Raw genomic sequence first — 22,867 nt, forward strand, 5'->3', positions numbered from 1 at the left:
TGATTTTAGTGATCGACTCGGTGCATCTCGCCAAGGATCAGCTTGGCTACTGTCACACCCCTCCCCCTAACCTGTGGATCGGTGCGTCTAGCGTTTTTGGGTTGACTTTAATCCGGCACTTCATAGCCTGGCGCCAGTAGTGCAGTGGAAACGCCATATAACGCGAGATAATTTTTAAGCCAAAGTCGGTATTCCTTTCCTTTTAGCTTATGATCGGCTGAACAATCGACGATCCATTGGCGAAGTACATACCCGGCGACTGCCGCTCGCAATTTAAGGTGCAATACACCGTTTGTCATGCCGTAATCGCACTCAATAATTTCAGGGTATTCCTGATTGGGGTGTGGTACCAAATCTAATTCAACAATGCGATTCCACTGGATATCGGCAGAGGGTAGCTCATCACTCTGAATGGTGCTGTCTTCAATGAACTGGCTTTTCCGGACCCGAGTAAAAACGAAATCACGAAATTCCTTGGATTTTCGGTCAAAAGCACGAACGTGCCAACGCAGCCCATCGTTTACCAAGGCAAATGGGGCAATTTCACGGGTTGATGCTCCGCTTGAATGCGATACGTACTCGATGTTGACTATTTTTTGTTGATGAATGGCTCGAGTAATAGGCGCAAGAATCGCCATGGTTGGCTGGTTTAAGATTCTGGGTAATTCACAGGACAGCAGAGAACTGCCGCCGCCACTAATGCCGTCACCGAATCCCTGAGAAAGTGCTGTCAAGACCCGCTCGGGTACATGATTAAAGGCTGGTACGAAGCCCTCCCCTATCACATAGTATTTTGCTTTGTTATCAAAGCTAATGTTGTCAGGAAAGATTTCTCGGTATTGGGCAAAATCCCTTGTCGCAACTGCTGGAGCAACTCCGAATCTCTGAATCAAATCCTGTCGCCGTGCATCCCCGAGAAAATACAACCGAAACTCAATGAAGATGAGCCGCTCCCGTTGGGCATGACTAAGCGTATCAATGATGTCTGGATAAGGGGCAATGGTATTCATGGAGGGGTATTCTATAGATCTGGCAGGGTAAAGCAACTTATTGGATATTTGACATGATCATAATGAGTATGTTTTATAAATCTGTAGATCATTACTTATACCCAAAGGAGGTCGCATGGCTACAAATCCACCGAAAGGCGATGGGCATCGCAATGGCGCAGTACGAGATCGTTCACAAACTCAAACTCCATCAGGACACTGGGTCAAACGTGACACGGATACTGGCCGATTCAAGAAAGTCGCCCAAGCGGCCTTTTGATTTATTTGTTAAACCCTAGCCATGACTTTCGAAGCCTGTTTTCCTGTGTTCAGCGAGTTGCGCCCGCATCTTTCGCAGGAACAGCTTTTAGCCTAGGTTCGCCGCCAACAAACGCAGTCCTACCAAATTCTGGCTGTTAGACAACAAGGTGCCGTTAAAAGCGTGGCGGGTTTTCGTTTCTCCGAGTTTTTGGCCTGGGGCAAAATACTGTATATCGACGATTTGGCCACGTTAAGCGGCGATACTTCGCAAGATTCTGCCAGCGCCTTGTTCGATTGGCTGATCCAGCATGCGTTAAGCGCACGGTTGCCGTGGCGTAACTTTGGATTCCGTTTATCGGCGCCATCATGCGCATCAATGGTATCTTAACCGGGGCTTTCAATTGAGCCGCCACCACTTTTCCCTGACATGCAACTCGTAACTCTGCAATGAAAATACTGGCTTTATCCGGCAGCTTGCGGGCAGCGTCCATCAATTCGGCCGTGTTGCGCACGGTGAGGCTTCTGGCGCCGGTCTCTATGGAAGTCTATTTGTTCGCGAGACTTGGCGATTTGCCCTTGTACAATCCGGACTTGGAAAACGCGCCTCCGGCCGCCGCACAGCTATTACGCAACGAAGTCGCCTCGGCGGATGCCTTGCTGATCGCAAGCCCGGAATATGCCCACGGCGTTACCGGTACCATCAAAAACGCACTGGATTGGCTGGTGGGCTTCGAAGGCTTTGTTAACAAACCGGTGGTGGTATTGAACGCGACGCCGCGGGCCCATCACGCCGACGCCGCGCTCCGGGAAACCTTGACCACCATGTCGGCCAACCTGATCGAAGCGGCATCGATCACTTTACCGTTGCCGAGCGCGAATGTCACAGAGGAGAACTTGTTGGCTTTGCCGGAGATCTCGGCTTTATTGAACGGAGTATTGGCACAAATCCAACGCGAGGTAATGAATCCCTACCTCGACAGTAGCCACTATATCGACAGCCAACATCCGCTGATCGTAGCGAAAGCGGCAAAATTTGCGGAGGGCTGCGCCGATGAGGAAGAGATCGCCAAGCGCTGTTTCGAATTCGTCCGCGACCAGATCAAACATAGTTGGGACTACCAGCAGAATCCCTTGACCTGCAAAGCCTCCGAGGTGTTAATCCACGGCACCGGCTATTGTTATGCCAAAAGCCATTTGCTGGCCGCGTTGCTACGCGCCAACGGCATTCCCGCCGGGTTGTGTTACCAGCGATTGACGATAGACGGCGACCAACCCTCTTTTTGTCTGCACGGATTGAATGCGGTCTACTTGCAGCAATACGGCTGGTACCGGATCGACGCGCGTGGCAATAAGCGCGGCGTGAACGCGGAGTTTTGCCCGCCGCTGGAGAAATTGGCGTTCCCGATTGTGAATCCTTTGGAACAAGATTTGCCCGGTATCCGGGCTGAGCCCTTGCCGGCCGTTGTCAAAGCCTTAACCGAAAACCAAACCGTCGAGCAGGTTTACGACAATTTGCCGGACGTCGATCCTCAAAACACGGTCGCGGCGCCTGGCGGGATAATGTCTTAGTGGAAAGGCTATGGCGATCCGTCAAATACGAACGAGTCTACCAGCACGTTTAGGATTCAGTCGGTCAAGCCCGCGCCTCAATTTTTGATTATTTCAAGTGGTACAACCACGAACGACCGCATTCCAGTTTGGAACGAAAAACGCCACAACAGGCGTATAACGATGGCTTGCTAATCCTCAAGTTGGCTGCCTAAACCATGGTAGGGATTTCACTTTAAATTCCGGTTTTGCTGTTCAAACGAATGGGGTCACTTCTCAACATCAGAAATTTGATCACCACCCCTTCAAGAAATTGACCGCTGCCGTTCTAAAGGGTCCTGTCGGTAATAGAGCTTCAATTGCCGATAGACGTCAGGGTAATGTGCTTGCAATACCTCTGGAAGGGAGAAGAAATATTCACTGACGACCGCAAAAAATTCAGCAGGACTTGTTGCGGCATATGAATTGATGTAACTGTACTGGTGATGTTGAAGGCGTTCAATCAATCCTTCATATGCAGTCGTTAAAGCTGCTGTCCACTCTGGTACGCGCATTTCATAATGCAAAGGGGGATAGCCATTGTTACTACCATTCAGTGCATCGAGCTTGTGGGCAATCTCATGGATGACGACATTCCGACCGGAATGGCTTTCTTGCATATCCTGTTCGACATCAGCCCAGGATAGTATTACTGGGCCACGCGACCAGCATTCGCCACTTAAAATCCTTTCCTGCTGATGTATAACACCAGCACTATCGACGGAATCGCGACGGACTCGAAAAGCACCAGGATAGACAATAACATCCGTCCACCCTGATAAGCAGTTCAAGCCTAAATGTAATATAGGCAAACAGGCTTGACTGGCGATGTTGACGCGCATGATATCGGTCACTAAAAACTCATGGGCGCCGACAATGTTTTTTTCGCGCACAAACAGGGTTGCTAATTCTCGCAGATGCGCTGTTTCGACCGCGCTCAGTCTTTGCAGTACCGATAATTTTTCAGTCGTCTGTTGCCATAGCGCATGTGGAATCGCATGTTGATGCAGGATATAGCGAATACGAAAGCGTTTGAAGAAATTCAAGTTAGGCTAAAAGCGCCGCAATGATGCCAGTCATGAAGATGCCGTCAAACGTTCCGGCCCCGCCAATGGACGCAACGGGCACACCTAGGCTGCCAACATTTTTGAGATGCAGGACATCGGCACCAATCAATACGCCCAGCACGCCGCTGATGTAGGCCAGATGTGCGGCATGTTCTGAGTCCAATATCAACGCTATGGCGACCGAAACTAATGGCGCCACAAAAACAGGCATCCCAAAGCCAATGCCCGGCTCAGGCCGGCTCATTCGATAACTCAATGCTGTCACAGCAGCAAATGCAATACCCAGCTTGATAGGATCAATCAATTGCAATGAGATGAAGTAGAGACATAATCCAACCGGAATTACGCAGCCGCCGACATTGACCGCAATAACAGTATTGCCCTCTCTGGCTGGCTGGAATAACTCCCAGACTGGTTTTCGGCCTGGTAATTCGACCAAATGTCCACTTTCCTGAGTCCTTATCTTGAAGATTGGCAAATTGATCCCGCTGCCAATTAAAGTTCCGACCAACACCATCAGCGTACCCTGTGGGGTCAATCCCAGCTTGGCGAATGCGATTTCAAAAAACTCCACCTGAATCATGGCAACCATCAGCATCGATAAAACCAATAACACTATCAATGGAAAGATGGGCATCGGTGACTCCTAATGTGGGTTATTTAAAATTAAAGGCGTTGCGTAGATCATCGGCTTTAGCGTCACGATCCGTCAAGGACTCCAGATCAAACCGAGTCTCAATCAGTTTGAGGATTGAGGTGGTGTCATAGACAATGTGATCCACATAGCCTTTCTTGGCAAACGGCGAAACAACAATCGCTGGGATTCTCGTGCCCGGTCCCCAATGATCTATCACCGGCGGCGCGACGTGATCCCAAAGGCCACCGTATTCGTCATAGGTGATAATGATGGCAGTGCTAGGCCAGATGCTGCTGTTGCGAATGACTTCAACAACCTCCCGCACTTCTGCATCGGCATCCTGAATGGTGGAATACCCTGGATGCTGGTTTTTACTGCCAACCGGCTTGAAGAATGCCACTTGTGGAAAGTTGCCCTTCAGATCAGCCAATAGATTGGTTTTATCGAGCGATTACGCGAAATCGAACTGGAGGAATACCGCGCGAAAATCCGCAAAGGTATGGAAAGCCCCGCAGTCCCCGCCGAGGATGTTTTCGCGCGGCTGGAAGCTAAATAGCTGGCTATGAACAAGTAAGCCTGATAGATTCATCTCATTAAGATTTGTTCAGCGTTTCCCTAGTTTACCAAACAGGTGACCAATTTTCTTCCGCGGCCTGCATTAGTCATATCCCAGCACCTCCGCAACCGCATCCTCGCCGATAAGGGTCGGTCGAATTATGAATTCCTCAGAAAATGGGCCTTCGCTAAAAACCCTCACAAATCCCTCCAACTCCAACTTTTTCACTGCCTGAGATAGTGATTTTCTTTTGATCTCCCCACGCTCAACGGACTCGGCCAATATTTTGATCGCCGCTGATCCCATCGCTCTAAGGTCAGATACGGCCGCAGTCATCTCCTCTTCGCTGAAGAACATCGACCGGCTTCGCTCTGTCCCAGGCTTGATCGGTCGGTTCATCGATCACCCCCAATCGATGGAAAATTTGCAATTGAAAATCTCTGGCACCGCGGCATAAATGAGTCTCCTCCTTTCCGTGCAATCGCGGGTGATGGCAAATTTGCGATGCAGCAGTAACACAGCGCTCCCTAACCATGTTTGCAATTTCCCTCTGCCCCTCATTTTGCTCGTGAAATGGGCAAGTTGGGCATCTACCAGCCATCACCGGGAAATCACTGATGTCGATGGTTTTCATGGTATTTTTACCACTCGAATTCGCGCTCTGGTGGCATGGTGTAGCCTCTTTGATTTAGCCGCATCTTGCCTGTCAATTCCTCTTCCGGCTCAGCTTCGCCAATAGCTTGTCGAAACATTCCAAAGGCGCGCTTTAAGTAATCTTTGCGGGCGTTCGTATTCTTTAAAATCGAGGTATTGCACTTCGCTTTAGAATCCGCCGGGTTAAAAAATCGGCCTGTATCAAAGCATCGGCGGGTGACAGGATGGTTACACCCAAGAGCTTCAATTCCTCGGCCAACACCAATAAATCCTGATCGCCCGTCACCAGCCAAGGCGCATTGGCGGCCAGAGCCGTGTGAATGAATTTGTTGTCGTCCGGATCACGGGAAAAGGTTTGTTGTTCGATCTCAGGAGGAACACTTACCCAGTGCGCTACCGCATCAACATCGCGCAGCAATTGCTTGCGGTGTTCAATGCTCAGGTAGCGATCGAACTTGGGTCGCCACAAACGATCCTGCAACTCGGCATAAGTGGCCACTGAAAACACCGGCTTGCCTTGGCTGACCAGTTGGCGAATCACTGACGCCGGTGCGCCGGTTTTGCTCAGGAAACTGCTGATCCAGACGTTGGTGTCGACGACAGCGATGAGTCCTGAGTTTTCAGCTTTCATCCGCCAGCAATTGTTCGAGGATTTCCGGTGTCATACCGGCATTCTCGGCTGCATCGGCGGTTTCGTCCATGGTTTTACGCAAGCGGTCGGCATAAAAGGCCCGCATGGCTTCGTAGTCTTCCGCGCTGACCATTACACCAACCACGCGGTCGTGACGTGTCACCCGCACCGGTTCGCGCTGAACGATGTCGAGGAATTCGCCAAAATGGGTTTTGGCTTCGTTGGCGGTGAAAGTTTGCATGGCACCCTCCTAAGACGGGAAGTTTGTTCCGATAATTTAGTCCAAATCGTTCGATTAGGTCAACTTGAGCGTTAACGGTTCCCGCCACCTTAAAGCTGGCCGCTGAAAGCCTAGTGAAGCAGGGATTTTTCAGGTCGTCGAGTGCGGCGATTTTTTGTTGGTAGATGGATTCGAGGCGCTTACCCTAGTTGCCATATGTAATGTAGGGAAAAAATCCTATTAACCCAGGAAAAAATCCGCGCGAATAGCATGCCCAACCTTGCATGCGCCGCTGTTTAATTCCCCTGTATCGTGACGATCGGCGGTTGGACTTTCTCGTCATTCTCCGCTAGTGTCATGATGATCATCAGGAAGGTAAAGATGGCCTTCGACCTGAAGTCGCGATCATCTATCCAATACCAATAGTCGCGATATTTCACCGCTGCAAAGACATCTGACGGCAGCGACTTTTCCGCATGAATCCTGATCAGAGGCGGTAGCGCCTGGGCACCTTCCGGCTCCTGAAACGGCGGATAAGTCCTTTGTTCGGCAATATGCTCAGATGGCACTTCGACATTGGTACCCAGTAGATTCATGATCTGGAAACCGGAACGCGTCTGCACGGCGATAACGTCATCTTTCTCAGCCACCGCCCCATAAACAACTTTAAATTCTTTTAGCTCGGGCCGCAGACCCAACTGTTTTCTGACCAGCAATCTATCGGCCTCGACCTCTGCAGGAAGAGCCGTTTGACTGATCACCAGAATTGTCCCTTCCTGCTTCGTATCCTTGGACAATTCCACCCGTAACCCCAGCACACCGGAAGCCTGGAGACGTTCCAGGGCCGCCAACAGCACGCCAAAATCGGAATCCGCTGCACGCCCTCGCGCGCCGCCTTTACGGTTCGATATCCCATTGATGCTTTGCACCCCAATCTGCAGCAACATGTCCGCGGGCCAGCCCTCCTCAATGAGCCTGAATAGGGCCGGAGGCGGAATCGGCGTCATCATGACTTGCAGAAAATGAGCACCTGTCAGAGGGGTGTAGGTGATCGTCGGCCGATCGGTAAAGCTCCCCGTACTCCCCAGGTTCAAAACATCTCCCAATGCACTTGCACCATTGAGAGTTCCCGTTATTCCCACGGTTCACTGTAACTGGTATTGCCGAAAGACTTCCCGCACTGGGATAACGTCTACAAAACCTTTCGCCGTTGGAGTGCCCAGGGCCGGTTTGAAGCGATGCATGACCGCTTGCGACAGATGTGGCGAGCCCGGGAAGAGCGCGATGCCATGCCCAGCGCGGCGGTGTTGGATGCGCAAAGCACGCGGAGTTCGCCGCAGGGTGGGCCAGTCGGTTACGACGCCGGCAAGAAGGTCAAAGGTCGCAAGCGCAACCTCATTGTGGATACCTTGGGTTTACTGCTGGCCGTCAGCGTGTGTGCGGCCAACCTGCAAGACCGCGATGCGGGCACCGATGCCGTAGCCAGTGCGGTGGAAAAAGTACCCCACCGTGCAACGGTTGTACGTCGACAGTGCTTATGCCGGACAATGGGCGGCCGCCACTGAGGCGAAACACGGGCTGACGGTCGAAGTGGTGCGCCATCCGGCGAATCGGAATGTCGGCCGTTGGGTGAACGCTGGGCAACAGGACTTGTTTCCCGAAACATTGGCAACCGGCTTCACCGTATTGCCGAAGCGTTGGGTCGTCGAGCGTACCCACGCCTGGAACGAACGTGCCAGACGCCTGGTCATGCACCATGATCGCTTGACCAAAGTATCTGAAGCCTGGGTTTGGCTGGCGGAGGCTAGAATGCTGGCCTGCCGATTAGCCAGGTGATTTATTTTGTCTACACCCTCTCACGATACCCTGAAAAACAGCCTTTGAATTTTTTGACGCTACGTCAAAATTCAATAGACATTTTTCTGCTTGCTCGAATATCCATTTGATTTCTATATAAATCCAATTTCCATTGTTGGTTGGGAATGCATTTTTAAGAGCATATTGATATGCGGATTGGGACGACAGCCATAGAAACGGATGTCGAGGTCTTGCCATCTTTCGTTCTTGGGTATTTTCACCGACACCGGCCCGATGCCGGTCTGAATTTCGCGCTCCGGCTGGTAACTGTTCCGAACTACGGCTGGGTAACTTCGATTGACGGTCGATCGTCGCTGTGCGCTCATCCATCCCGCCTTGTTGAGCGCGCCCTCTAAAAAATCGTTTTCCAGGGTCAGTTGGCCGATTTTCGCATGCAGGGCTTGCAGATCGACCGGCGGTGATTCGGGCTCCGTTGGCCTCCCAAACACATCGGCCGCCCGCTAGGCCAGTTGCTTTTTCCAATCGACAATTTGATTTTGATGAACCTCGAATTCCAGGGTCAACTGGGCCAGAATTTTATCGCCCGCCAAGGCCGCCAGGGCAACATTGGCTTTGAAGGCCGGCGAATGTTTTCTTCTCGGTTTTTTGGACATCTTCTGCTCCATTGCTTTGTCCTCGCGGACGGTCACAAGTAGCAGGGTTTTTCACTTAATCGACTGGTCAATTTTTCGGGGCTAGCTCTTAGGAATTACAGCGACAAATGCCATTTCATCCGCCAGCGTAAGTGGCTCTAAGCAAGTCGTGCCGTTTTAGGCCAATATTTCTTAGGTTTGGGCATACCTGTTCACGATCAGTGGATTTTCCTTGCACAAAATACGATTTATGCAAAAAAGCCGAACTGGCTCGCTAAATGCCGTTTGAGTTTTGGCAATCAGATCGAGTCTGAGCCTAATTTACCACTATCGAGGTCGGAAATTAAACTAAGCATGAACATCAATGATACGACCTTTTCCACCATCAGATGATGGGCTATGCACAACCTGTGTTATCTGCTGGACTTGAGCCTGCTGCTGTTGCGGTTTTGCAATTGTAGGAGTATTGACCATCCCATTACTCCGTACGTGATTTGTGGTTGCAGAACCAATATTCATATAGGTCATGATTTTTCCTTATATGTAAAATACCATCGGTCCATTATTTCGTATTGGTGTCAGTTAAAGAAGTGCTTCGCAGGTTTGTATTCGTGCCGGGCCAGCGATAAGAGCCCGTAAATAATATCAGGAATTAGACAAACCAAAAACGCCACGATAGCAACAGCCACATCCGAATGGTTGCTACCGGCAGTCTCAACTATATAAAGCGCCAATCCGCCACTTAATAAATATTGCCAATTCATAACCCACCCCATCCAATTTTTCTTGGATCCATTATCCGAATACCCAAATTAATTGCTGCATAAAGCTTCGCAGTTTTGGCATCAATGACCCAGAACAACTGCGGAAATGCAGCGCAATTCTCATATCCAAAGCAATAGTGATGAATTCCGAATAGCTGCTGGTTAATCACCGGAATTGATACCTTCCCGAACATTCCGAAGAGCCTTAACTATTACTTAAATCTTAATCATTTACACTGTTGGCCAGATGAAGAAACTAAAAGGTCAACATGCGTTTGATATTAGCGGAAGACGATCCGATGATCGGCCAGTCGATCCGGGATGGATTGCAGATGGATGGCTTCGTGGTCGATTGGGTACAAGACGGGGAACAAGCCAAACAAGCCCTATCTCATGCGGCGAGCGAGTACGCTTTATTGCTGCTTGACTTAGGGCTTCCCCGCCTATCCGGCCAGCAGCTACTGGTCGAACTTCGCAAATCCGGCAACACCATTCCGGTATTGATTTTAACGGCGCGCGATGCACTAAGTGATCGAGTCGCTGGCCTCAATAGCGGTGCCGACGACTATCTGGTCAAACCGTTTGCCTTGGAAGAACTCGTTGCCCGTATTCATGCGCTGGTACGCCGGAGTACCGGACGCGGATCATCCGACATTGAATACGGTGCGTTGCGCATCAATCCGTTGAACCACGAAATTTGGTTGCGCAATGCCCTGATTGATTTATCCCCGCGTGAATTTGCCTTGCTGCATGCCTTGCTGGAGCAACCAGGGGCTGTGCTGTCCCGCGCGCAATTGGAAGAGCGTCTCTATGGGTGGGGGCAGGAAGTGGCCAGCAATGCGATCGATGTGCACCTACACAACCTGCGCCGCAAACTCGGTGCGGACATCATATTTAATGTGCGTGGCGTTGGCTTCAAAGTGGTGAAGCCATGAGCACCTCTATCCGCCAACGGCTAACTTATTGGTTAATGCCTGTTTTGCTGCTTTCCGGCACCGCGTTTGCCGTACCGACTTGGCTGAACGTTCACGAAGAAATTGATGAACTGTTCGACAAGGTGTTGCGTGAGGCGGCTTATTCCCTGTCTCATGCAAACCACGCGCAAGGTGCCAAACCGGATTCGAACGGCCTCGCATTGCACGGTGATGGTATTGATTTGGTCAGTCAGATTCGCGATCCAGAGGGGCGAATTCTATTTCAATCTCATCCGTTCTCGCCCATTCCACAAGGCGGAAAGCCGGGCTACGACACCGTGAACTGGCAAAACCAAGCTTGGCGCGTCGTGACTTTAACAACTGATAAGGGTTTGGTTCAGGTCGCGCAAGCGCTGCAAGAGCGCCGTGAAACCGCCAATGAAATCACCCTGCATTTATTGACGCCGCTGCTGATTTTGCTGCCGGCACTGACCTTATGGCTCGGTTGGGCGATTGGTCGCGGTTTAGCGCCGCTGGCTCAAGTCGCCGCTGCTGTGGCGCATCGCAATCCTCATTCGTTAGACCCCATCCCAGACAATGGTTTGCCCGCAGAAGTCAGCATTCTAGTCGGCGCATTGAACGGGTTACTGAGCCAATTGGATCAGGCACTGGCTACGCAGCGACAATTCACCGCCGATGCCGCCCACGAATTGCGTAGTCCGCTCACCGCACTGTCTTTGCAGGTACAACTGGCCGAGCGTGCCACTGACTCGGATCGGCGTGCTCAGGCGTTGCAAACCTTGCGGCAAGGTATAGCCCGTGCCGGTCATTTGGTGCAGCAATTACTGACACTGGCTCGCCTTGATCCGAAAGCCGACGATTCTCCGCTTATACCGTTATTTCTGGATGATCTGGCACGGAACGTAGTGGCCGACTTTGCCCCGCTCGCCGCCAACCGCCATATCGATCTTGGCCTTTCACGAGCAGATCGGGTCAGGGTTACCGGTATTGACGAATCGCTGCGGATTCTGCTTGGCAATCTAATCGATAACGCCATCCGCTATTCACCGGCAAACGCACGGATTGACGTCAGTGTCATTAACGATGCCAAGACGGTTCGCCTGGAAGTCAATGATACCGGCCCCGGCATTGCCTTGAATGAACGCGATCGCGTGTTTGACCGATTTTATAGAGTTTTGAATAACGCCGAATCCGGCAGTGGTCTTGGCTTGGCTATTGCCAAGAGGATTGCCGAGCAACATCAGGCTGATATTACGCTGAGCGATGGGGATGGCGGGATGGGCTTGAAAGTGATCGTCACATTCCCGGAGATCAGAGCATGACACCGTTTGTTTCCGGTCGTTTCCCGTTAACGCTTCTCGCTTTGTCGCTGGCGGCCTGTACCCCGCAAGGCGTGGGTTTAATCGACGTTGCCAACGATCTGGAACAGCGCACGGGACAGCGTTTTGCCGAAACGCGTGCCGACGAAACCGCATGGCCCGCCAATGTAACTTTGGATGCCGGCTTGTCCGAAGACGAATTAGTCAGCTTGGCACTGTGGAACAATGCGGCCTTTCGCGCGACCTTGGCCGATTTGGGCTTGTTCCGGGCCGATCTCGTGCAGGCGGGTATGCTGCCCAACCCTACCTTCTCGATGTTGGTGCCATGGGGCGCAAAACCCTTGGAACTGACGCTGCGCTACCCGTTGGAAATTTTCTGGCTGCGTCCGCAACGGGTCGAGTTGGCAAAATTGGATGTCGAACAAACTGCACAACGTTTGGTGCAAACCGGATTGGACTTGATTCGCGATGTTCGCATCGCCCACGCCGAATTAAGCTTAGCCAAGCGACGCGTGGAATTGGCTGAATCTGCTGTCACATTGAGTCATGCTATCGCCGAACTCACGCAAGCCCGATTGAAAGCTGGCGATGCCAGCGAACTGGAAGTGACCAATGCTCGAGTCGATGCGCTGCAAGCCCTGGAACAAAAAGGCCGCCTGCAACGCGATTGCGAGATTGCCGACGAGCGCTTGCGGCACCTGGTCGGATTGAGCCTGGAGCAGTGGCCGACAAACGTTAGTGCGGAACTGATAGCCCATGATGACCGGTTCGATACCGAAAAGCTGGTCGAACAGGCGCTACTGGCACGTCCCGATCTACGTGCCGCAGAAATCAATGTACAAGGCGCGGGCGAACGCTTTGGCTTGGCGCGAGCCGAAATCTTTAATATCACCGCCAGCCTCAACGCCAAACAAATCAATGGGCCTTTGCTGGCAGGACCGGGCTTGGACCTGACGTTACCTATCGTCAATCAGAATCAAGGTGGCATCGCGCAAGCCCAGGCGCGCTTCGACAAGGCCGCCAGGCAATATGTCGCCACCCGGCAACGGATTGCGCTGGATGTCCGCGAAGCCCATGCCCGATTGCAACAGGCCGGCCAAAGCCTGCAACAGTGGCAACAAACTATTTTGCCGCCGCTGCAAGCCGCCATACAAGACGCTGAAAACGCTTATGCGGCCGGTAATGTCACCTATCTGTTCGTACTAGAAACTCAACGCCGCTGGCTGGACGCGCAATTAAAAACCGCGCAAGCCGCCGCCGATTTGCGCCGCGCCCGTGCGGAACTGGAACGCAGCGTGGGCCAGCGTCTAAAGCCTGCTTGACTCATTATTTCCCGGAATTCAAGACTAGAATCTGTATGAACCGCGTGTCTCCAAACCACAAACTGTTGTTGTCGGCTATAGTGCTTGTTATTGGTAACCTATTGGCTGCCGAAGCAACTGTGCCGCCTGCCAAAATCGAAAACCCGGTCAAGGAAAGCAATTTGACCCAAGTCGTTTTGGCACCCGAAGCCGCGAAGCGGCTGAGCATCGTCACCACTAAAGTTGAAAAACGACCGCTGACGCGCACCCGCTTGTTCGGGGGCGAGATCACGCTACCTGCCTTGAACGGTTCAGGAAAAGCGAACAAGCAATCGGTTTATACCATCCTGCCTTCGCTGGCACCGGCGGAATTGGTGCGTTTGGCGCAATCGCAAATCGACGCCGACGGCCAAGTGGAACAAGCCAAAGTACAAGTGCAAGCCGCGCAAATAGCCTTGAATCGCGCCGAACAGATGCGCCGCGACAAGGTGGGCACCGAACGCTCGGTCGATGATGCGCGAATGCAGCTAGGCTTGGCCGAGGCCAATCTGAAAACCGCGCACGAACGCCGCGATTTGCTCGGCCCCGCGCTGTTGGACGTCAACAACCGCAGCAGGTTTTGGGTGCGGGTGCCGGTCTATGTCGATGATATAGCCGGATTGAATACCGCCGCCCAGGCGCGTGTCGGTGGGCTGACAAATTCGTCCGAGAATGCCACTCGTCTTGCCTTGCCGGTGGCGGCGCCGCCTTCCGCTAATCCGGCTGCCGCCACGGTCGACTTATTCTATGAAGTCAAGAATTCGGATGCATCACTACGTCCCGGTCAGCGCGTTGGCGTGTCTATCCCGCTGCGTGGGGAAGACGAGAATCTGGTCGTGCCGTGGTCGGCGCTTGTGTATGACGTAAATGGCGGATGCTGGATTTATCAAGCACTGCAAGCCAATGTCTACCAGCGCCGGCGGGTACAGGTACTACGGGTGGTTGAAGATCAAGCCGCCGTGATGGGCGACATCGCGGCCGGTATCGAGGTGGTCACCGCCGGCGTGGCCGAATTGTTCGGTACTGAATTCGGTGTCGGCAAATGATGCGTTGGCTGATTTCCGTTGCATTACGCCAACGACTATTGGTGTTGGCTTTGGCTGTGGTGTTGGTGGTTTTCGGCGTGCAAGCCGCCCGGCAAATGCCGTTGGATGTGTTCCCGGAATTTGCGCCGCCGCTGGTGGAAATCCAGACGGAAGCACCCGGACTATCGACTGAGGAAGTGGAAAACCTAATCACCGTGCCACTGGAAAATGCAGTCAATGGCACGGCCTGGTTGAAAACCTTGCGTTCCAAGTCGGTGCTGGGCCTGTCTTCTGTGGTGTGTATTTTCCAGGAAGGCACGGATTTGATGCAAGCCAGGCAACTGGTGCAGGAACGGGTTGCCACCATCGCGCCGCGCCTACCGGTTGTGGCCCGCGCACCGGTGATGCTGTCGCCGTTATCGTCCACCAGTCGGGCGCTGAAGATTGGTATTTCATCGAAAAAACTGTCGCAGATGGAAGTGTCCGAATTGGCGTTATGGACCATTCGCCCAAGGTTGATGGCGGTGCCGGGTGTGGCCAACGTAGCCATTTGGGGGCAACGTGATCGGCAGTTACAAGTGCTGGTCGATCCGGACCGGCTGGCCGCCAACGGCGTGACGCTGGATGCGGTAGTGCGTGCGGCGGGCGATGCGGCCACCGTAACGGCTGGCGGCTTTGTTGATTTGCCTAATCAGCGTTTACCAGTGACGCATGTGTCGCCGCTGCAAACACCGGACGATCTGGCGCGAACCGTGGTGCAATTCACCGGCGGTGTTCCACTGCGCTTGGGCGATGTGGCGGACATTTTCGAAAGCCACCCGCCGCCGATTGGCGATGCAGTGATCAATGATGGTCCGGGATTACTGCTGATTGTCGAAAAACAACCCTGGGGTAACACCTTGGATGTGACGCGCAAGGTGGAAGCGACCCTGGAAGCTCTAAAACCTGGCCTGCACGACGTCGACATCGATCCAACCATCTTCCGTCCGGCAACCTTCATCGAACGCTCGCTGCAAAATTTAAGCGACGCGTTGATCTTGGGCTGCATACTGGTCGCAGTGATTCTGATCGCTTTTTTGTTCGAGTGGCGTACCGCCTTGATCAGCCTGTCGGCGATTCCGCTGTCGCTGTTGGCAGCTGCCTTAGTGCTGTATCTGCGTGGCGGCACCCTTAACACCATGGTGCTAGCCGGTCTGGTGATTGCGGTTGGTGAAGTGGTGGATGACGCAATCATTGATGTCGAGAATATCATGCGCCGTCTGCGCCTTAATCGCGAGGCGGGCAGTCCGTGGTCGCCTTTCCGCGTCGTGTTGAAGGCGTCGTTGGAAGTGCGCAGCGCTGTGGTGTTCGCCAGCCTGATCGTGGCGCTGGTGTTCGTGCCGGTATTCTTCCTCGACGGCTTGGCCGGTACCTTTTTCAGGCCGTTGGCATTTTCCTACCTGTTGGCGATTTTGGCCTCGCTACTGGTCGCGTTGACGGTGACCCCCGCCTTGTGCCTGATGCTGTTACCCAATGCGAAGCAGCGCCAGGGGGATGCACCGCTGACACGGGTTTTGAAACGGCATTATCGCAAGCTGTTACCGGCAATCGTCAGCCGTCCGCAATGGGCGACGGGTTTTCTGTTAGTGGCGTTTGTATCGACAGCTATCGCGTTACCGCGACTTGGCGAATCGTTTCTACCCAACTTTAAGGAAACCGATTTTTTGATGCATTGGGTTGAAAAGCCTGGCACCTCGCTGGAAGCCATGCGCCGTATTACGGTACAAGTTAGTAAGGAACTGCGGGCGATCCCCGGTGTGCGCAATTTCGGTTCCCACATTGGCCGGGCCGAAGTTGCCGACGAAGTGGTAGGGCCGAACTTTACCGAGTTATGGATTAGTTTAGACACGGTGGTTGATTACGACAGTACCGTGGCAAAAATCCAAGCCGTCGTCGACGGTTATCCGGGGCTTTACCGGGATGTGCTGACGTACCTGCGCGAACGGATCAAAGAAGTGCTGACCGGTGCCAGTGCGACCGTGGTGGTGAGGCTGTATGGCCCAGATTTGGGAATCCTGCGAGATAAGGCCGCAGAAGTCAGTCAATCCATCGCTGATGTACCCGGCATCGCCAACCTGAAGGTGGAACCGCAAATAGTGGTGCCGCAGATACAGATACGGCTCAAGCCGGACGTGGCGGCCAACTTCGGCTTGACAGCCGGGCACGTGAGGCGGGCCGCTGCTACCTTGATCAAAGGCAGCAAGGTCGGCGAAATTTACCGTGACCAAAAAATCGTCGATGTCACGGTTTGGGGTCATGAACGAGTGCGCCATGACCTTGCCGCGCTCAGATCGCTTACTATCGATACGCCATCCGGGGCGCGCGTGCCGTTGGGCGATGTGGCCGACATCGATATGGTGCCCACACCTAACGAGATCAAACGGGAAAACGCCTCGCGCCGAATCGACGTCACCTGCAACGTCAGTGGCAACGATTTAGGCGGCGTGGCGCGGGAAATAGAAAATCGCGTGAAGAGGCTAACGTTCGCGCAAGGCTATCACCCGGAGTTTCTAGGCGAATACGCGGCACGACAAGCATCCAGCGAACGGCTGACCTGGCTGAGTTTGGCTTCATTGCTGGGTATCCTGGTGTTATTGCAGGTCGATTTTCGCTCACTACGCTTGGTCTGTCTGGTGGCATTAACCTTGCCGTTCGCGTTGATCGGGGGCGTTGTGGGGGCGTTTTTAAGTGGCGGCGTGCTGTCGCTCGGCTCGCTGGTCGGCTTTATCACCGTGCTGGGTATCGCCGCGCGGAACGGCATCATGTTGTTGAGCCATTACCGACATTTGGAACAGGAAGAAGCTGTCCTATTCGGACCTGACTTAGCGCAGCGCGGCGCCGAAGAACGTCTGGCACCCATCCTGATGACAGCGGCTTGCGCCGGATTGGCCTTGCTGCCGTTGATCCTGAAAGGCAACGTACCCGGCCACGAAATCGAATACCCCATGGCGGTAGTGATACTCGGTGGCTTGATGACCTCGACCTTGTTGAATCTGTTTTTGATGCCTTCCCTGTATTGCAGGTATGGCAACACTACAGTACAAAAGTTAAAGGAGGTTATGTGAATTGAGTGTCAGGACACGGGTGACGTGCGCCCATTGACAAGTGTATAAATCGGACTGCAGTGGCCTTGTCAAATCTGTTGTTCACGAACTTGGTGCCAATTTACAAGGGGATACCAACGAGATTTCAGGTTTTATTCAACAATTACCACCAATGGGATTACCAGCGCCCCATGGGCGAGTGAGAGTAAATTGGTGCCGGCCGATTTTAAAGGCCAAGAACACGAATCACTTCACACCCATGGTCATATGGTGGTTGTCGTCGCGGGTCCCCCTGGCTCACAATAAAACATCCTCGGCGGGGACTGCGGGGCCGTCCATAACTTTGCGGATTTTCGCGCGGTATTCCTCCAACAAGCCCTTGACCAAATATCGATCATTCCCGATTTAAACTCTACCCCCACGTGATCAATCTGCTTTATGATTACACGTGAACCACAAATAACCAGAGCGTAGCCATGGCCACAGAAGCATTTACCGTTAGAACCGAATCAGACATCGTGCATCAGCTTGATAGCATGGCCGGGGCGTTGGATCGTTCGCGTAACTACCTTGTCAATCAAGCCTTGCGCGAATACCTGAAAACTCATGCCCGGAAAATTGAGAAAATTACCCAGGGCATAGCCGCTGCTGACCGTGGCGAAGTCATCGAGCATGAAGACGTGATCAAGGAATTGGAAGTCATCGCACAACCTACAAGCGGCGACGATTTCTTTGACTGTGCCGGCATCTGGGAATCACGAGAAATCGACCAAACTACCATTCGTGTAAAAGCCTGGCCGGATCAGCGTGGATGATTCTCTGCGACACCAATATCTTGATTGAATTCTACAAAGGCAATCCAGCTATCATCCAAACTCTCAGAGCCATAGGATCGGCTAATATCGCCGTCAGCGTCATCACCAAAGCCGAACTGTTTTACGGCGCTAGAGACAAACAAGAACTGGCCAAAATCGAACGCCATTTAGGGTTGTGCCATTGCTACGGCTTCTCGCCGGAACACTACCCGGCACGACCGCCGTATTACGCCGGCCGTTACAAATTTCAAAAGCACTTTTTCCCTATCATCGAGGATTTGAAGGCCCAAGGTGAAGAGTATGAGTGTGCCAAGGCGATTGATAGTTTACCGGAAGTGAAATATTGGATTCGGAACCTGGTTCGCCGGGATCATGCCTCGTTTTGGCTGCCGTTGGCTCATAACCGCTTTTACCCTGATTTTGTCTGCGAACTGACGGACGGCCGGATGTTGGTCGTCGAGTACAAGGGCGAAGCCTATGCCAGTAACGACGATTCAGCCGAAAAACGTGCGGTAGGCGAGTTGTGGGCGAAATCCAGCCAAGGGCGTTGTTTATTTATCATGGCTGTCGAGCAAGATAATCAAGGCCGAGACGTTAGGCAGCAGATTCAAGATTTGGTGTAATTTATCGCTATGTGTAGAACTTCGTCCCCATTTCCTGGAAGAAATGTTTATACCGTTCGCCGAATTCAGTCATTAGCTTCCGGTTTAACAACGGATGTGTGCTGCACTGTGCGCATGTAGAAACAACATCTCTATAGATTGATGCCGGAACCTTTCTTTCTCCCTGATAATTCATTAAGAGCTTTCCGCCTAATTGATCAGTTGTTTTACTTCCCCTTTGGAACATGAATATATTGGGGAGTCTGCCATAGGCAGAAAAAACAACATAACGCCAACTCGGGTCTGGAGTTCCCTTTTCAGGAAGTACCTCCACCGAATACTCCAGGTCCCCGCCATTACTCAGTTCTTCATAAGCAATAGAGCACTTTTTCGGACCTTCTGCAATTAACACACAGGGGCCGATTGCATCGTAATCAACAAATCTAGCACTTGCTTCAATTCCTAGCAGTTTTGACAAATCTTCCCTTTCAGTCTCAGGTAATGCCATCTGGCCATTAAGGAACCAAAGCAGTTGTTTTACTGTAATGCCGATAGCCTTAGCAATGTCGCCCGGTTTATTAGGCCAACAATCCACCAGTATTTTTGCTTTGAGCGCACAACGTCGGTCCCAATCCTCGTCGGTTATGTCATCAATATTTTCATCCTCGCCACTCAGCAGCCAGTAACAGCCAGGTTTTGTCTCATGCCGCCAGAAATGCATTTTCTGATTTTGTGGGACAGTTGTTTCCCATGAGGAAAGCCAGGAGCCGCTAACCCAATCCAATTTTGAGGGGCTCAAAACCGTATTTCTGGTCTTAAAAGGCAACGCCATCCATTTTGAGGCCTGTTCTTTGACTGCGTTGTTTCCGATCCATTCCCACCTGCGACCATTGACGTGCCCGTTGTGAATATTCAAGGCATGATCATTCAACTCTTTAACATCGTTGATGACATGGCCATCACGGTTGTACCAACCAAGTTCCAGTCCGCGTTGTTGAGCAACACGCAATGAGGCCGAGAATTGCTTATCCCTCCCATCAGCGATTTCAAGCGATATGCCGCCAATATGGTCGAGCGATTTTTGCAATTGAGGGCATGCATTGGCAATGTGACGATTGATCTTCAGCTTATCGGGGTATCCACGGAGGCCAGACGCCTTTTCCCAGCCTTCCAGCAAAACGCCAGATAATGATCTTGGCTCATCGAGTAGAGAAAATGTCTGCCATTCAATTTGGGTTCCAGGGACAGTAAGCCCGTATAGAACCAGCGGCTTCAAATCGAATTTTTCCGCATCTTTTAATCGAATCGGATCGTTAACAAAAACAATACCTTTATCGGCGTGTAGAAAAACGTGTTTTGCGATTGCGACATAGAAATGGTGTTCGCGAGTGTAAGCCGTTAAAGTCATGATGATAAGTGGGCGCACACCAGCACAATGGCATCGCGAGTTAAGGGGGCTATTCTTCTTGGTTAAGCCAGGCTTTGGTTTTAAGCAATCGCTTCCAGCCCGTTTTTGGCGACCAGAGACAGAAGCTTCAATGATGCGCCTTTGGGGTGCTTCTCACCTCGCTCCCATTGGCTGACCAGGCCGGTCGTGACGTTCAAATGCCGTGCAAAAACGGCTTGGCTTGCGCGTTCACGCAACCGAAGCGCTCGGATTTCTTCTGGTTGCAAGGGGTTGATTGGCGTTAGGCACAATTCATCGAATTTGCGCATAGTACGCTTATCCATGACGCCCGCCTCATGCAGACCCTCGGCGGTTTCATGCACGGAGGCCATCAAACGGCTACGGTATTGTTTTTTCATTGCAGATTACCTCTATCAATGTCTTATTTGCCAATGCGCAGTTTAGTGCTACTTCGTCATACTCCAGCATGACAGCCGCTAATTTCCGCAAAGCGACCAATTCATCGTCATCTATGTTGGCTTGCTCATTTTTGGCGAAACCGTGTACAAAGAACGCCAACGAACCTATGCGGAACAAGATCAGGGTGCGGAACCCGCCCGATTTGCCACCACCGCTACGGGCGACACGTTGTTTAATGACGCCGCCGCCTAAATCAGCATCCAGGAATCCCTTTTCGGCATCACTGACTGCCTTACAGAGGCTTGAATCGTCTATTCCTGATTTTTTGGCAAATCGTGTGAACGCCTTGTTTTTGAATATTCGCACGCCTGCTCTGTTGCCATTTTCGTCTTTTGAATATAGCGCTTAGTGTTATAGTTTGCAAGAAAAGACCAAGTTGTTGACCGCGAGCCCTGTATTAATTTCGCAGCGCATAGAATACGGACTGGAGTATATTCAATGCTCCGCATCAGTTTTCTGCGCGAAGGGCTCGATAGCCTTTTTTACATTTGGCCGTGCATATCTTATTCCCGGCGACAATGGCTTCTTCCTGGGTCTCGAACCACTCCTTCCTGACTGTGCCTGGAGAACCTACCCCGCCCCATTCCTTGATCAACGACCAATCATTGAATAGACCAGGCGTTACAAACATCTGATAAAAACGATGCATGTTGTCTTTGTCATCAGCCGTTCCAAATAGACGTGGTTCATCACTTACTCCCCAGAAGAGTTGACCGACTTTTCACTTTGCGGTGATTTCAACGCCGCTTCCCGAATCCGCATAATGGTTTGCCGGGTGGTCTTGAATTCCCGAGCTAACTCCGAAACGTTGGCGCCTGCGGCCAAGCGTTTGACAACGTCAGCACGAGCTTCCGCATTGAGTGCCGGCGGCCGACCGAACTGTTTCCCCGCTGCCTTCGCGCGACTAATGCCCGCTTGGGTTCGCTCAATCAGCAAGTCACGCTCAAACTCAGCAACTGCTGCGATAACCTGCATGGTCATCTTGCCGGCAGAACTGGTTAGATCAACCCCGCCTAACGCCAGACAATGAACGCGCACCCCGGACTCAGAAAGGTGCTCGACCGTGGCCCTGACATCCATGGCGTTGCGACCGAGCCGATCCAGTTTGGTCACCACCAACACATCGCCCGCTTCCAGTCGCTCGATCAATTTATTAAAGCCAGGTCGTTCTTTCGCCGCGACTGAACCGCTGATACTTTCTTCAATCAAACGATGCGGCTGAATGGCGAAACCGGCAGACTGAATTTCCCGGCTTTGATTTTGGGTCATCTGGTCCGTGGTCGACACTCGACAGTAAGCAAAGACGCGTGACATGCGCTAATTCCGTCCGAAAGGGATGTACGAATTATAACACATGTCCGTAATTCAAGTGGCCTACTTTAGTACATACCCTGTGAGGACTGTCCGAAACCGGTCGATTTTGGACATTTATGCCAGAAGATGACTACACTCCTTTTGTTACCATTAAAATCTATAGGGTGTCATTTCAGAGTCTGGCTTCAAACATCAAGCCCGCAGACACGACCATGCCAATCCCAGACTCATTGCCCTGACCTTCTAAGGCCCAACAATGACAGACATACTCCATGCGGCTCTTTTATGCCCAACAAATAATCATGGGCAGTATCGGTGTGCACCCAGTAATATGAGCGAAAGCCATACCTTCGTGTTTTTTCGAGCGACTATAGCCGTTCGCATACAAGAACCACGTCAACGTTGATAATGACCACAAGCTGGTGCGCAAATACGCCGCCACCGATGCCAGCGTCCACGACTCCCAAGCCCTGAACGGCTTGCTCGATAGCGGCAACACCAGCCGCGACGTCTGGGCCGACAGTGCCTATCGATCCGAAGCGACCGAAGCCGGATTCACCGCAAAGGGGTGCGCGGCAAACCGCTGACCGACCGGGAAAAACAAGGCAACAGCACCCGATCCAAAACCAGTTGTCGGGTCGAGCACGTGTTTGCCTGGATGGTGCATATTCCGATCAAACCCGCCACCGATTCCGACTTCAAAGCCGCCACGCATTCCGATACCAAAACAGCCGTTGGCGCCGATGGTCTA

The 22,867-nt window shown here is 52.2% G+C and carries 23 protein-coding genes and 4 pseudogenes; 11 read left to right on the plus strand and 16 right to left on the minus strand.

The window, feature by feature from the left end:
* Window positions 1–107 precede the first annotated feature (107 nt).
* The gene (locus NP603_RS17720) at window positions 108–1,010 is read right to left on the minus strand and encodes a WYL domain-containing protein (protein ID WP_064023687.1); all 903 of its coding nucleotides are present in this window, start codon (window positions 1,008–1,010) and stop codon (window positions 108–110) included.
* Window positions 1,011–1,697: 687 nt separating this feature from the next.
* Between NP603_RS17720 and NP603_RS17725 the strand changes: the two genes are divergently transcribed.
* Together NP603_RS17725 and NP603_RS17730 are read left to right on the plus strand one after the other, a co-directional pair.
* Window positions 1,698–2,819: an NAD(P)H-dependent oxidoreductase gene (locus NP603_RS17725; RefSeq protein WP_082881127.1), complete on the plus strand. Its 1,122-nt coding sequence runs from the start codon at window positions 1,698–1,700 to the stop codon at window positions 2,817–2,819.
* Window positions 2,780–3,013, plus strand: a pseudogene (locus NP603_RS17730) (integrase core domain-containing protein); the annotation flags it as partial. The gene NP603_RS17725 and the pseudogene NP603_RS17730, both read left to right, overlap by 40 nt.
* Window positions 3,014–3,103: 90 nt before the next feature.
* Here the strand turns inward: NP603_RS17730 and NP603_RS17735 are convergent.
* From NP603_RS17735 to NP603_RS17765, 7 genes are all read right to left on the minus strand, one after another.
* The gene (locus tag NP603_RS17735) at window positions 3,104–3,883 is read right to left on the minus strand and encodes a M90 family metallopeptidase (protein ID WP_064023689.1); all 780 of its coding nucleotides are present in this window, start codon (window positions 3,881–3,883) and stop codon (window positions 3,104–3,106) included.
* Window position 3,884: 1 nt separating this feature from the next.
* Entirely contained in the window at window positions 3,885–4,541 is a 657-nt protein-coding gene (locus NP603_RS17740; protein WP_064023690.1) for a DUF1614 domain-containing protein, read from the minus strand.
* A 19-nt stretch (window positions 4,542–4,560) separates the two neighbouring features.
* The gene (locus NP603_RS17745) at window positions 4,561–4,971 is read right to left on the minus strand and encodes an alkaline phosphatase family protein (protein WP_064023691.1); all 411 of its coding nucleotides are present in this window, start codon (window positions 4,969–4,971) and stop codon (window positions 4,561–4,563) included.
* Window positions 4,972–5,199: 228 nt separating this feature from the next.
* Window positions 5,200–5,454: a hypothetical protein gene (locus NP603_RS17750; protein ID WP_064023692.1), complete on the minus strand. Its 255-nt coding sequence runs from the start codon at window positions 5,452–5,454 to the stop codon at window positions 5,200–5,202.
* A 439-nt stretch (window positions 5,455–5,893) separates the two neighbouring features.
* Entirely contained in the window at window positions 5,894–6,382 is a 489-nt protein-coding gene (locus tag NP603_RS17755) for a putative toxin-antitoxin system toxin component, PIN family (protein WP_064023693.1), read from the minus strand.
* Complete coding sequence (locus NP603_RS17760) at window positions 6,372–6,623, minus strand: type II toxin-antitoxin system Phd/YefM family antitoxin (protein WP_064023694.1); 252 nt, start codon at window positions 6,621–6,623, stop codon at window positions 6,372–6,374. The genes NP603_RS17755 and NP603_RS17760 overlap by 11 nt, the downstream gene beginning before the upstream one ends.
* 275 nt (window positions 6,624–6,898) lie before the next feature.
* Window positions 6,899–7,696 carry a hypothetical protein gene (locus NP603_RS17765; protein ID WP_157198338.1) on the minus strand — a complete coding sequence of 266 codons (798 nt, stop codon included), beginning with the start codon at window positions 7,694–7,696 and terminating at the stop codon, window positions 6,899–6,901.
* A 63-nt stretch (window positions 7,697–7,759) separates the two neighbouring features.
* Here NP603_RS17765 and NP603_RS17770 point away from each other — a divergent pair.
* Window positions 7,760–8,438: pseudogene (locus NP603_RS17770) on the plus strand (IS5 family transposase); the annotation flags it as partial.
* Between the two features lie 321 nt (window positions 8,439–8,759).
* Here the strand turns inward: NP603_RS17770 and NP603_RS17775 are convergent.
* From NP603_RS17775 to NP603_RS17785, 3 genes and pseudogenes are all read right to left on the minus strand, one after another.
* A pseudogene (locus tag NP603_RS17775) lies at window positions 8,760–9,073 on the minus strand (transposase); the annotation flags it as partial.
* 327 nt (window positions 9,074–9,400) lie between these two features.
* A complete protein-coding gene (locus NP603_RS17780) occupies window positions 9,401–9,580 on the minus strand; it encodes a hypothetical protein (protein ID WP_140911825.1) in 180 nt (59 codons plus the stop codon).
* A gap of 50 nt (window positions 9,581–9,630) precedes the next feature.
* Entirely contained in the window at window positions 9,631–9,816 is a 186-nt protein-coding gene (locus NP603_RS17785) for a hypothetical protein (RefSeq protein WP_054761739.1), read from the minus strand.
* Window positions 9,817–10,085: 269 nt separating this feature from the next.
* Between NP603_RS17785 and NP603_RS17790 the strand changes: the two genes are divergently transcribed.
* From NP603_RS17790 to NP603_RS17820, 7 genes are all read left to right on the plus strand, one after another.
* On the plus strand, window positions 10,086–10,751 hold the full coding sequence (locus NP603_RS17790) for a response regulator transcription factor (protein ID WP_064023698.1): 666 nt from the start codon (window positions 10,086–10,088) through the stop codon (window positions 10,749–10,751).
* Window positions 10,748–12,073, plus strand: a complete 1,326-nt coding sequence (locus tag NP603_RS17795) for an ATP-binding protein (protein WP_064023699.1) — start codon at window positions 10,748–10,750, stop codon at window positions 12,071–12,073. The genes NP603_RS17790 and NP603_RS17795 overlap by 4 nt, the downstream gene beginning before the upstream one ends.
* Window positions 12,070–13,392, plus strand: a complete 1,323-nt coding sequence (locus NP603_RS17800; RefSeq protein WP_064023700.1) for a TolC family protein — start codon at window positions 12,070–12,072, stop codon at window positions 13,390–13,392. The genes NP603_RS17795 and NP603_RS17800 overlap by 4 nt, the downstream gene beginning before the upstream one ends.
* Before the next feature lie 119 nt (window positions 13,393–13,511).
* Entirely contained in the window at window positions 13,512–14,456 is a 945-nt protein-coding gene (locus NP603_RS17805) for an efflux RND transporter periplasmic adaptor subunit (protein WP_231914933.1), read from the plus strand.
* A complete protein-coding gene (locus NP603_RS17810; RefSeq protein ID WP_231879489.1) occupies window positions 14,453–17,539 on the plus strand; it encodes an efflux RND transporter permease subunit in 3,087 nt (1,028 codons plus the stop codon). Before NP603_RS17805 ends, NP603_RS17810 begins: the two co-directional genes overlap by 4 nt.
* Window positions 17,540–17,994: 455 nt before the next feature.
* Window positions 17,995–18,333 (plus strand): CopG family ribbon-helix-helix protein, encoded by a 339-nt coding sequence (locus NP603_RS17815; RefSeq protein WP_082409821.1) that lies wholly within the window; start codon window positions 17,995–17,997, stop codon window positions 18,331–18,333.
* Complete coding sequence (locus NP603_RS17820; protein ID WP_064023702.1) at window positions 18,330–18,956, plus strand: PIN domain-containing protein; 627 nt, start codon at window positions 18,330–18,332, stop codon at window positions 18,954–18,956. The genes NP603_RS17815 and NP603_RS17820 overlap by 4 nt, the downstream gene beginning before the upstream one ends.
* A gap of 7 nt (window positions 18,957–18,963) precedes the next feature.
* Here NP603_RS17820 and NP603_RS17825 read toward each other — a convergent pair whose 3' ends face one another.
* The 5 genes from NP603_RS17825 to NP603_RS17845 form a co-directional block, all read right to left on the minus strand.
* Complete coding sequence (locus NP603_RS17825) at window positions 18,964–20,343, minus strand: hypothetical protein (RefSeq protein WP_064023703.1); 1,380 nt, start codon at window positions 20,341–20,343, stop codon at window positions 18,964–18,966.
* A gap of 80 nt (window positions 20,344–20,423) precedes the next feature.
* Window positions 20,424–20,741, minus strand: a complete 318-nt coding sequence (locus NP603_RS17830; protein WP_054761722.1) for a helix-turn-helix domain-containing protein — start codon at window positions 20,739–20,741, stop codon at window positions 20,424–20,426.
* Window positions 20,722–21,108 carry a type II toxin-antitoxin system RelE/ParE family toxin gene (locus NP603_RS17835; protein WP_054761721.1) on the minus strand — a complete coding sequence of 129 codons (387 nt, stop codon included), beginning with the start codon at window positions 21,106–21,108 and terminating at the stop codon, window positions 20,722–20,724. Before NP603_RS17835 ends, NP603_RS17830 begins: the two co-directional genes overlap by 20 nt.
* Window positions 21,109–21,250: 142 nt before the next feature.
* Window positions 21,251–21,451 (minus strand): WGR domain-containing protein, encoded by a 201-nt coding sequence (locus NP603_RS17840; RefSeq protein WP_064023704.1) that lies wholly within the window; start codon window positions 21,449–21,451, stop codon window positions 21,251–21,253.
* Between the two features lie 44 nt (window positions 21,452–21,495).
* Window positions 21,496–22,116: a recombinase family protein gene (locus tag NP603_RS17845; protein ID WP_054761719.1), complete on the minus strand. Its 621-nt coding sequence runs from the start codon at window positions 22,114–22,116 to the stop codon at window positions 21,496–21,498.
* A 377-nt stretch (window positions 22,117–22,493) separates the two neighbouring features.
* On the opposite strand from NP603_RS17845, the pseudogene NP603_RS17850 reads away from it, so the two are divergent.
* Window positions 22,494–22,768 (plus strand): annotated as a pseudogene (locus NP603_RS17850) (transposase); the annotation flags it as partial.
* Window positions 22,769–22,867: the final 99 nt, after the last annotated feature.

The sequence above is a fragment of the Methylomonas aurea genome (genome assembly GCF_024505045.1).
Classification (GTDB): Bacteria; Pseudomonadota; Gammaproteobacteria; order Methylococcales; family Methylomonadaceae; genus Methylomonas; species Methylomonas aurea.